This is a genomic window from Acinetobacter sp. GN11, from assembly GCF_054823985.1.
This window is the reverse complement of record NZ_JRVL01000089.1, coordinates 1-8740: the sequence shown is the minus strand read 5'-3', so window position 1 is coordinate 8740 and position 8740 is coordinate 1. Positions and strand designations below refer to the sequence as shown.

Annotated in this window: 8 protein-coding genes and 1 pseudogene; 3 read left to right on the top strand and 6 right to left on the bottom strand. The window is 35.9% G+C overall.

Annotated features, from left to right (window positions below; all coding sequences use genetic code 11):
• Positions 1-69 precede the first annotated feature (69 nt).
• On the top strand, positions 70-963 hold the full coding sequence (locus NL42_RS09790; protein WP_003651675.1) for a LysR family transcriptional regulator: 894 nt from the start codon (positions 70-72) through the stop codon (positions 961-963).
• A 49-nt stretch (positions 964-1012) separates the two neighbouring features.
• On the opposite strand, the gene NL42_RS09785 is transcribed toward NL42_RS09790, so the two are convergent.
• The 6 genes and pseudogenes from NL42_RS09785 to NL42_RS09760 form a co-directional block, all read right to left on the bottom strand.
• Positions 1013-2185 (bottom strand): thiolase family protein, encoded by a 1173-nt coding sequence (locus tag NL42_RS09785; RefSeq protein WP_461312604.1) that lies wholly within the window; start codon positions 2183-2185, stop codon positions 1013-1015.
• Between the two features lie 65 nt (positions 2186-2250).
• Positions 2251-3660, bottom strand: a complete 1410-nt coding sequence (locus NL42_RS09780) for a short-chain fatty acid transporter (RefSeq protein WP_461312603.1) — start codon at positions 3658-3660, stop codon at positions 2251-2253.
• Between the two features lie 116 nt (positions 3661-3776).
• The gene (locus NL42_RS09775; protein WP_004792490.1) at positions 3777-4418 is read right to left on the bottom strand and encodes a 3-oxoacid CoA-transferase subunit B; all 642 of its coding nucleotides are present in this window, start codon (positions 4416-4418) and stop codon (positions 3777-3779) included.
• A 1-nt stretch (position 4419) separates the two neighbouring features.
• Positions 4420-5124, bottom strand: coding sequence for a CoA transferase subunit A (locus NL42_RS09770; RefSeq protein ID WP_461312602.1), 705 nt, complete (start codon positions 5122-5124; stop codon positions 4420-4422).
• A gap of 245 nt (positions 5125-5369) precedes the next feature.
• Positions 5370-6251 (bottom strand): LysR family transcriptional regulator, encoded by an 882-nt coding sequence (locus tag NL42_RS09765; RefSeq protein ID WP_461312601.1) that lies wholly within the window; start codon positions 6249-6251, stop codon positions 5370-5372.
• Positions 6252-6366: 115 nt separating this feature from the next.
• Positions 6367-6770 (bottom strand): annotated as a pseudogene (locus NL42_RS09760) (hypothetical protein).
• Positions 6771-6958: 188 nt separating this feature from the next.
• On the opposite strand from NL42_RS09760, the gene NL42_RS09755 reads away from it, so the two are divergent.
• Positions 6959-7786, top strand: a complete 828-nt coding sequence (locus tag NL42_RS09755) for an RsiV family protein (RefSeq protein ID WP_461312600.1) — start codon at positions 6959-6961, stop codon at positions 7784-7786.
• A gap of 97 nt (positions 7787-7883) precedes the next feature.
• Entirely contained in the window at positions 7884-8285 is a 402-nt protein-coding gene (locus NL42_RS09750) for a J517_1871 family lipoprotein (RefSeq protein WP_461312599.1), read from the top strand.
• Positions 8286-8740 lie beyond the last annotated feature (455 nt).

The window sequence follows — 8740 nt, the reverse complement described above, 5'->3', positions numbered from 1 at the left end:
ATTCTTATCTAAGCTATACCTGTTTTCAGTCCTTTTTGAATGGATTATTTGATCCAGACGGAGACAATTTTGTTTGATCTAGATAGTAGATTACTAAATATTTTTTATCATATTTATCGGTTTAAAAGCGTTTCAATGGCTGCCGATGCTATTGGACTTACACAACCGAGTGTTAGTAATGGACTGAACAAAATCCGTCAGCATTTTAATGATCCACTTTTTATTCGTGTTGGAAATGAAATGATTCCAACCGAATTGGCTAAAGAAATATTTCCGCTCATTAGCGAAGTAATTGATAAAGTTGAAAGCATTAATAACTTTAGTGTGAACTTTGATCCGCTAACTTCAGATCAACTTTTTACAATTGCCATGACAGATGTGTCTCATCTGGTCTTATTACCGCAGCTGACCAACTATTTAAAAGAGAAAGCACCTTTAATTCGTTTGAATATTCGGCCGATCACACCAGAAACTAGCTATCAAATGGCAAATGGTGAAATTGACCTTGCAATTGGCTTTTTACCCCAATTAGAAGAAGGCTTTTATCAGCAGAAGTTTTTTAAACAACATTATGTTGTGATTAGCTCTAAGAGCCATCCTCGTTTAGATCCAAATAATTTTACTTTGGATGATTATATGCGTGAATATCATATCGATATTGATGCAGGAATCGGGCACTACCATATTAAAAATGAATTGCAGAACAAAGGATTAGATAGAAATATCTTAATCCGATTACCTAGTTATCTAGGGGTGGGTTTAGTCGTTCAAGAAACAGATGCGATTGCAACTGTGCCGTATTATTTAAGCCAAGTCTTATTGGTGAGAGAAAATTTACAGATTTTACCAGCACCTCTAGACTTTCCAACTTATGATGTTAAACAACATTGGCATATGTCTTGCCATCATAAAAGTAGCCATAAATGGTTCCGTCAAACCTGCTATGAACTTTTTAAAGTTTAAAAAAAGAAGATGTAAGAAAAACGCTTACATCTTCTGCGCGATTTGATTTTTAGATTTCAATAGCGACAGCTGTAGCTTCACCGCCACCAATACATAACGCAGCAACACCTTTCTTTTTACCTAGGCGTTTTAAAGCATAGATAAGAGAAAGGATAATTCTTGAACCAGTTGCGCCAATTGGATGGCCTAAAGCACAAGCGCCGCCATGTACGTTGACTTTTGCTTCATCGATACCTAGCTCATGAATTGGCGCCATTGCGACCATTGCAAAAGCTTCATTAATTTCCCAAGCATCTACTTCGTCAACAGACCAGCCAGCACGCTCAAGTACTTTTTGAATTGCGCTAATTGGAGCAATTGTAAACTCACTTGGATGCTGTGAATGACTAGAAGTCGCCACAATTTTTGCTAAAGTATTTAAACCATGACTTTGTGCATATTCTACCGTGGTAAGTACTAACGCAGCAGCACCGTCAGAAATTGAGCTTGAGTTAGCAGCTGTAATTGTCCCATCTTTACTAAAAGCTGGGCGTAATGTTGGAATCTTCTCAAGATTAGCTTTTAATGGTTGCTCATCTTGATCAATTACTTCAACGCCTTTACGTGTTTTTACTTCAACCGGAACGATCTCTTCTTTGAAGTAACCTTGTGTAATGGCAGTTTGCGCTTTTTTCAGTGAAGAAATTGCAAAGTTATCCATTTGCTCACGTGTAAAACCTTTGGTGTTTGCCATGTCTTGAGCAAAAGAACCCATTAAGCGCCCTGTTTCAGCATCTTCAAGACCATCTAAAAACATATGGTCCTTAATTTCACCATGTCCCATACGGTAACCACCGCGAGCTTTCGGCAAAATATAAGGTGCATTACTCATAGATTCCATGCCACCAGCAACAATAATGTTAGCACTACCAGCTTTTAAGGTGTCTGATGCCATTAATACGGCTTTCATTGCAGAGCCACACAGTTTATTGATGGTAACTGCACCCACATGATCAGGCACACCAGCTTTACGCATAGCCTGACGAGCAGGACCTTGACCTATGCCTGCACTCAAGACACAACCAAAAATAACTTCATCTACTTGTTCAGGTGCAACACCTGCACGTTGAATAGATTCGCGAATTACAGCAGCGCCAAGTTCTGGTGCAGATAATGCTGACAGACTACCTTGAAAACCGCCCATTGCCGTACGGCTACCTGAAACTATAACAATTGAACTCATCTTAATATCTCTTATTGGTGTATTTGCTAAATTTGCCTCTAGCCGAAACTAAAGGCGCCAGTAAATTAAAAAGTAGGTGGGGTGTAGCTAAGCGTTCTTCCAAAGAACCACAATAAAAATAAAACTAAGGGAAAATGCACAACGAGCTGAGTGACTGTAAAACCAATTACATCTTTTGCTTTTAGTTTTAAAATACCTAACATTGGCAGCATGAAGAATGGATTGATTAAATTTGGTAAAGCTTCGGCTGCGTTATAAATCTGTACAGACCAGCCCAAATGAACTTTTAAATCATTTGCTGCTTGCATGACATACGGGGCTTCAATAATCCATTTTCCACCACCAGAAGGCACAAAGAATCCAAGGATGGCAGAGTAAATTCCCATCACAATCGCAAAGGTTTCTTTTGAAGCGATTGAAACGAAAAACTCGGCAACATAATGCGACAGCGATAAATCTTGGCCGTTTAAAGCCTGCGTCATAATGAAGGCAATACTTCCGTATAGCGGGAACTGGATTAAAATGCCTGATACTGCTGGAACTGCCTTTGCAACGGCATTTAAGAAGTTTCGTGGTGTGCCATGTAATGCTAGACCAAGCATTAAGAACACAAAGTTGTATGTGTTTAAACTTGAAATAGCAATAATTGGATTACTTTTTGAAAATTCAAAAAACATCCAGATTACACCTAAAGCCACCACAATAATCGTTAAAATAGGTGAGTTTTCTAACCAGTCACCCGGACGGTTAGATTTTTCCTCATGTGGTTTTTCTTCTTCAAACTGAATGTCAAAATTTTCAATCGTTTTAACATTATTGCCTTTTGGAGCTGACCAATACGCGATTGCGATTGAAACAATGACCAAAATAATGGTCATTGCAATTGATTGCCAAAGAAAGATTGTTTCGGTAAACGGAATAACACCTGTCAGATTATAAATGGACTCAGGCAAGCTGCTTTTATTTGCCTGAAGTTGTGCTGCTGAAGAACTAATCCCTAATGCCCAAGTCGCACCCATACCAATAATTGCAGCCGCTGCGGCAGCACGGTAATCCATATTCAACTCTTTACGTTTTGCTAATGCAATCACTAAAAGCGCAGTAAGGATCGTACTTACGGCCCAATTGACCAGTGAAATTAACAAGCTGACAGTTGCAACCAAAACAATAGCACCACGTCCAGAATTTGGAATACGCGCCATTTTTTGAATCAGAAATTTTACTGGCTTAGATACCGAAACGACATAACCTACAATAATGAGCATAGTCATTTGTAGGGTAAAGGGAATAAGACTCCAGAAACCATTACCAAAAGAAGTCGCTACATCTTGAATTGGGGCACCAATACTTAAAGCGGCAACAGAAACAATAATGACGCCGAGTAGTGCAAAAATATATGAATCTGGAAACCATTTTTCAGACCAATCACTAATCCGAAGGGCAAATCTTTCAAAAATTCCTTGCTGTTTTTCCATAGCTGAAAAAATCCTTCTCGTTCCTATTTATAGACAGCACATCCGGTGCTTAAAAGGGCTAAGACTTAAGCTCACGTTCTAACTTAAGTCTTATCTGGCTAATTAAAAATTAAAATTTAAGCAACTAAGGTTTTATAGAATTCGACGCCTGTAACAGCTTGAATCTGTTCTAGAGTGACATCTTTAGCAAGTTCAATGAGCTCAACACCTTGTGGGGTAATGTCCATTACACCTAGGTCAGTAATTACGCGATGAACCACACCTTTACCTGTTAAAGGTAAACTACAGTTTTTCACAATTTTTGGCGTACCATCTTTTGCGCAGTGTTCCATAAGCACTACAACTTTTTGGACACCAACAACCAAGTCCATTGCGCCGCCCATACCTTTGACTTTCTTACCTGGAATCATCCAGTTAGCCAAGTCACCATTTTCAGAAACTTCCATTGCACCTAAAATGGCAATGTTTACATGGCCACCACGGATCATGGCAAAAGATTCTGAGCTTGAGAAAAAAGCAGCGCCAGGGCGAGCAGTAACTGTTTGTTTACCAGCATTAATCAAATCAGCATCAACCGTTTCTTCAGTTGGAAACTCGCCAATACCTAATAAACCATTTTCAGATTGAAGCCAAACATTAATATTTTCAGGAATATAGTTGGCAACTAGAGTAGGTAAGCCAATACCTAAATTGACATAAAAACCGTCTTCAAGTTCTTTTGCAGCACGTTGTGCCATTTCATTGCGTGACCAAGCCATTTTATACTGCCTCCGTGCTTAAAGTTTTATGCTCAATGCGTTTTTCAGGTGATGTGTTAAGTACAATACGGTTTACGTAAATACCCGCTAAATGGATTTCATCTGGATCCAACTCACCAATTTCAACAACCTGTTCAACTTCTGCGATTGTAATTTTTCCAGCCATGGCACATTCAGGATTAAAATTTTGAGCAGTTTTACGGAATACTAAATTACCTGCTTTATCTGCTTTATAGGCCTTAACAAGAGCAACATCTGCTGTTAAAGATTCTTCTAAAATGTAGTTTTTGCCTTTAAAGATGCGTTCTTCTTTACCTTCAGCAATGAGTGTACCTACACCAGTTTGAGTATAAAATGCGGGAATTCCTGCACCGCCAGCACGTAACTTTTCTGCCAAGGTACCTTGTGGCGTGAGTTCTACATCAAGTTCACCATTTAAATATTGGCGCTCAAACTCTTTATTTTCACCAACATAAGACGAAATCATTTTTTTGATCTGTTTGGTTTGAAGCAAAATACCTAAACCAAAATCATCTATACCGGCGTTATTTGAAATACAAGTAAGACCAGTCACACCACTTTGCTTAACTGCAACAATCAGTTTTTCAGGAATTCCGCATAAACCAAAACCGCCAACGGCAAGTGTTTGATTATCTGCAATAACGTCTTTCAGTGCTGCCTCTGCATTGGCATAAACTTTATTCATTCTATTGTTATCCTATATCCCTTAGTAATCTTAGTTTTAGCATCTCAATTCGTGTTATAGAAGTTAATTTTTTTAAAGGATTAATGAGTATATTCAATGAATGCTATCAAATTAACAACAAAAAAACAGACGTATAGAATGCTAAAATCTTTAGAAATTCACATTAAAATATTGAAAATTATAACAATTAATAAATTTAGCTTAAGCTTGCGCGTAGCTCACCCTAAAATGCAGTCTTTAATTTTTTAAAATTTATATTGGACCAGAGCCTCAATAAATTGAGTAGAAATATTTGAAATTTCAAAGTTCTTTTTATAAACAATTCCTACAGTCTTATGAATAGTTTCGTCTTTTAATTCAATCAACACATTATGTTCTTTATCAATGTGTTTAGCGAAGTGTCTTGGAATCGCACTTACTCCAATTCCATAAGCAACGAAGCTTGAAAGTGATGAAATTTGATGACATTCAACTTTTAAATCGAGCGTTATATTATTTCGCAAACAATTTTGCTCAACTAAATAACGAACAATTGAAGGTTTTTGTAAGGTTACGAATGGATTTGAACAAAGCTCATGCCATGTAATAGAGGACGATTGAGCGAGTAGGTGAGTCTTAGGTAATAGAGCTAAGAAATCTTCTTCGAACAGCGGCTTGAACTCTAAGCCTTCAGTGAGATCAGGTTCAAAGCAGATACCAAGTTCAAAAATACCGTCTTGTACTTTTTCTATAATGGTCTCATTTGGAATATCTTGAATTGAAAAGTTGAGATTGGGGTGAAGTTCTAAAAATTGATGAATTACCTCAGGTAGAATCGCATGAGTCACAAAGGGCATTGAGGCAATACTTAATGTTCCACGATTGAGCTTAAAACGTTGTTTGACATCGTTTTCCATTTCATCCCAATTGGCGAGTAATTTTTTAGCATAGGGAATGAGGGATTTACCTTCTTGGGTAAGCTCAACACGACGTGTGTTACGGTTAAACAATTTACCGCCTAACTCTTCTTCTAAACTCTTAATGGTGAGGCTTAAAGCAGATTGGCTTAGATGTAGCTCTAAAGATGCATTGGCATAGTTAAGTGTACGCGCAAGAGCTAAAAAAGCTTTTAATTGTTTAAGCGTCATTTCATTCCTTTAGATTGCTGAGCTCACCTAGAAGGGTAATTTATACGAAAATTTGTCTAATATGATGTTTTTTGACAAAAAATTAAGAAAAAGAAGTAGAGAACAATGTGCTGAATTATTTTAGTAAATTTTCCCAGCAGAATTCATCAGTGTTGTTTGCAAAATATAGAGCCATTCCAACCACATGGAAAAATAAATGACCTACCCAAATTGCTTGAGGCGCAATTTTTAAGCCTTCTAATAAATAGTTGCTGAATAAATAGTTGCTGAATAAATTGCTACTAAAAAAGTGAATAAGATAATGTATGTAATACTCGCTACAAACTTATACTTTGGTGCTAATTGAGGAACTTTATAACCAATCAAAATTTGCATACCGCAATTTATGATCAGTGCAATTATAGCTACAAGTATTTGTGGTGCATTTAAAAATTCTAAAGAAAGCTGTTCGATGATGAAAATGATTTGCCACAGTACAAACATGCCGAAAGGGTATAATATAAATTTAATCCACATCATATTTTGTTTTCTTATCAAGACTTTATAAGAGTATTCTATTGAATAACCATGATTAAATAAATGATGTGTATCAAAAAAAACTATATCTCAATATAAAGACAGTATTAATTCATTTAAAATATTTGTGAATTTTAAATTCTTAAAAACTTAATTTAAAAGATAAATGAAATTGTGTAAGGGTAAAATTAATGAATAAAACTATGCTTGGCTTAATGGTAATACCACTTATATTAAGTGGCTGTGTGAAAAAAGCTGAGGAAAAACCTGTAGAAAAAGCAGAAAAAACCTCCAATATAAAAGCGAATGAAAACTCTCAAAAAGAAGAAAATCAAATTCCTGCAATGATCGCGAGTAGTTTTCTTGTGAAGTTTAAACAACCCAAAATTTGCGGACCTAATCCAGATGTTGAGGGTGTCGTGTGTACTTCTAAAGAAGCTATTGCACTTAAAAGTAATATTGGTTGGATTGATCAAGTAATTGATAAAGAAATCCGCAAAGATTATGCAGATGCACTTATTCCTGCATCAGAAAAGCAAAAGCAATTAAATCAAATTCAGGCTGAGGGACTTAACAACTGGTCAGATAGTGTAGTTTATCGCTTTAATGGACAGTTTGGTCAATATGTGCAAATTTCAAAAGTTAGCTCAGAATATTCTGGCGGAGCACATGGTATAGCAACTTTTGAAGATTATGTTTTTGACTTGAAAAGCAAAAAACGCATTGGATTAAAAGATATTGTAGTGAATGGAAAAATGAATGCGCTTAAAGATGCTTTATGGAAAAAGTACGAATATTGGTGCCAAGAAAATGATATGCAGACCTTTATTAGCAAAGAGGACTTTAAAGTAAGTGAAAATTTTTATATCAACCAGTCAGGTGGGGTGACCTTTGATTTTCAGCTTTACGAATTGGCTCCATATGCTGCAGGTCCTGTGAGTTTAGAGCTCTATGATACGAATCAGCTGATAAAACCAGATTTTTTACCGCCAATGCCTACTTTAAAAACTGAAATGTAAGAGCAATAAATACTAAATAAATTACTTAGGCCACCTTCGGGTGGTTTTTCATTTTCTGAACTGTTAAATTTTACTCATTATTAAAATGGATAATTTCATGAAAAAGATAATTTTATTAGGAGTGGTGGTTTTATTTGGTGGGTGTGTAACTCCCGCTACTCAAATGATTAATAATAAATTTAGTGAAGTACAACCTTCAATACCTTCAGTGTCAGGTATATGGACGATTTCGATCGGCCCAAGCATATCAACAATAAAACTTGATTCAGATGGCAATGGAATACTTTGTGATGATACGAGTGGGCATGTTGTATTCAACAAAGTTAAATATGCAAATAATATGATTTACATTCAAAATGGTATGGCTCTAGAAGTGAAGCTTCTAAACAAAGATATACTCGAAACCAGAATAACTTTAAGTGCCTCTAATTCAAATATGGTCTACAAAGCTGATAATGACTTAAATGCAGCTTCATTAAAGTGCGCCAAAGAAATATAGATAATGACCTTCATAAACCCACAATGGTTTTTTATTGCCTTGAGTAAAATAAAGTTGGCATAAAAATCCTGTCCGGCCATTCTTGTTGATCCTTAAGGTGTATTGCTATTAAAAGATCTACAAAAGGTAATTAAGTCTTACAAACAGCTTTTGTAATAAATTGTGGTAGATTCTTAACAATTAAGGTTCAGATAGTATTTTCATGTACCATTGCGGGATTAAAAAAATAAAATCTCAAAGGTAAAATGAAATGAATAAGATAACCCTAATTTTGCTAGCCGCTCTTCTTTTTTGTATTTTAGCTAACTATGAAAGTTTTAACTTATTAAAACTTCAAGAAACTGCCAGTAGTGAAATTAACAAAACTCTTCCCAAAAACTAATCCACCTAAGGGTGGTTTTTTTATACCCTAAGCTCTTAAATTTTAATTATTAATAATAAAGGGTAATTTTATG